General features: G+C 74.6%; 2 protein-coding genes. Both read left to right on the top strand.

Going from position 1 to position 1829, the window contains the following annotated elements; genetic code table 11:
• The first annotated feature begins 59 nt into the window (after window positions 1-59).
• The gene (locus tag HUX53_RS26080; protein ID WP_309237434.1) at window positions 60-767 is read left to right on the top strand and encodes a DedA family protein; all 708 of its coding nucleotides are present in this window, start codon (window positions 60-62) and stop codon (window positions 765-767) included.
• Window positions 768-771: 4 nt separating this feature from the next.
• The coding region (locus HUX53_RS26075; RefSeq protein WP_176405864.1) for a histidine kinase at window positions 772-1829 on the top strand (1058 nt) is incomplete at its 3' end.

The raw sequence follows: 1829 nt of genomic DNA, 5'->3' as shown, positions 1-1829 counted from the left end.
GAGAGGTGAATAGAGGACAGCCATGGTGGCGGGGCCGGGCGGTTCCTAGCGTCGAAGGCATGATCGGAATGATGAACGCGGCGTCCGGGGACGGGCCCGCCGGCGGGATCGCCGGGTGGGCGACCGACCTGATGGACAAGCTCGGCGCACCCGGCGCCGGGCTGGCGATCGCGCTGGAGAACCTGTTCCCGCCGCTGCCGAGCGAGGTGATCCTCCCGCTCGCCGGGTTCACGGCCGCGCAGGGCCGGATGAGCCTGGTCGCGGCGCTCGTGTGGACGACGGTCGGGAGCGTCGTCGGCGCGCTCGCCCTCTACGGGATCGGGGCGCTGATCGGCCGGGACCGGATCCGCGCGATCGTGGCGCGGCTGCCGCTGGTCAAGCTCGCCGACCTGGACCGGACGGAGGCGTGGTTCGCGCGGCACGGCACCAAGGCGGTGTTCTTCGGCCGGATGATCCCGATCTTCCGCAGCCTCATCTCCGTCCCGGCGGGGGTGGAGCGCATGCGGATCGTGCCGTTCCTCGTCTGCACCACGCTCGGCAGCCTGCTGTGGAACACGACGTTCGTGCTGGCCGGCTACGGGCTCGGGGACAACTGGCGGACGGTCGAGGAGTACGTCGGCGTCTACTCCAAGGCGGTCGTCGCGGCCGCCGGCCTGGCGGCCCTGGCATGGCTCGCCGTACGTATCGTGAAGGCACGGCAGGCCAAGGACCGGCGGCCGGGGGCGCACCGGGCGGAGACAAGCGAACGTGAGCGAAGCTTCCACTGACGGTATGCGCCGCGGCCCCGGCGCGGTCGTGCGGGCCGCGGCCGGGCTGCTGCTCGGCGCGGTCACGGCCGGTGCGGAACTGGTCCTGCTGGCGGTGGCGGCGCTGCTGATGGCCTACTCCCTGGCGTTCTCGCGCGGGCGGCGGACGGTGCCGGCGGCGGTCGCGGAGGGGGCTGAGCTGCTGACCGAGCTGGAGTGCCGGCGGCTCCGGACGTTCCTGGGCGCGGGACGGACCGTCCAGTACGGGCCGCTGCGGGCGCTCGCGTACCTCGTCCTGCGGGTGCCGGTCGGGCTGCTCGGCGGCCTGATCATGGTGCTGATCGCCTACGGGGCGGCGGTCGCCGTCCGGCTCGGGGCCGGCTGGTGGATCACCGGCGACTACCTCGACGGCATCCCGCCGGCCTGGTGGATCGTCCTCTACACCGCCGTCGCGGGCGCGGTGCTGCTGTTCCTCGCCGTCCAGGGCCTGGTCGGGGTCGTGGCGCTGGAGCGGGCCGTGGCGCGGCGCTGCCTAGGGCCGAGCCCGCTGGAGGAGTACGAGCGCCGCATCGCGCAGCTGTCGGTCAGCCGCGCGCAGGTGGTGGACGCGGTGGACGACGAGCGCCGGCGCATAGAGCGCGACCTGCACGACGGCGTCCAGCAGCGGCTCGTCGCGCTCGGCATGCTGATCGGCCGGGCCCGCCGCGCGGGCGACCACGAGCGTGCGGCGGAGCTGCTGAAGCAGGCGCACGAGGAGTCGCAGCGCGCCCTCGCGGACCTGCGGGAGGTCACCTGGCGGGTGTACCCGGCGGCGCTGGACGGCGAGGGGCTGCGCGCGGCGCTGGAGACGGTGGCGGAGCGGTCCGTGGTTCCGGTGGCGATCGAGTACGACGTGCCGGGCCGCCCGCCGCACGCGGTGGAGACCGCCGCGTACTTCGTCGTCTGCGAGGCCGTCACGAACGCCGCCAAGCACTCCGGCGCCGCGTCCGTGCGGGTCGCCGTGGAAGGGTCCGCGACAATGGTGGGCGTGCGCATCGAGGACGACGGGCGCGGGGGAGCCGACCCGCACGGACGCGGCGCCGG

Origin of the sequence: Actinomadura sp. BRA 177, from assembly GCF_013372625.1 — a bacterium.
Classification (GTDB): domain Bacteria; phylum Actinomycetota; class Actinomycetes; order Streptosporangiales; family Streptosporangiaceae; genus Spirillospora.
This window is presented reverse-complemented; position numbering and strand designations above follow the sequence as displayed.

What these genes read in the sequence shown, in the direction of transcription:
- HUX53_RS26080 (WP_309237434.1), top strand. Translation starts at nt 60, where the DNA reads ATGATCGGAATGATGAACGCGGCGTCCGGGGACGGGCCCGCCGGCGGG.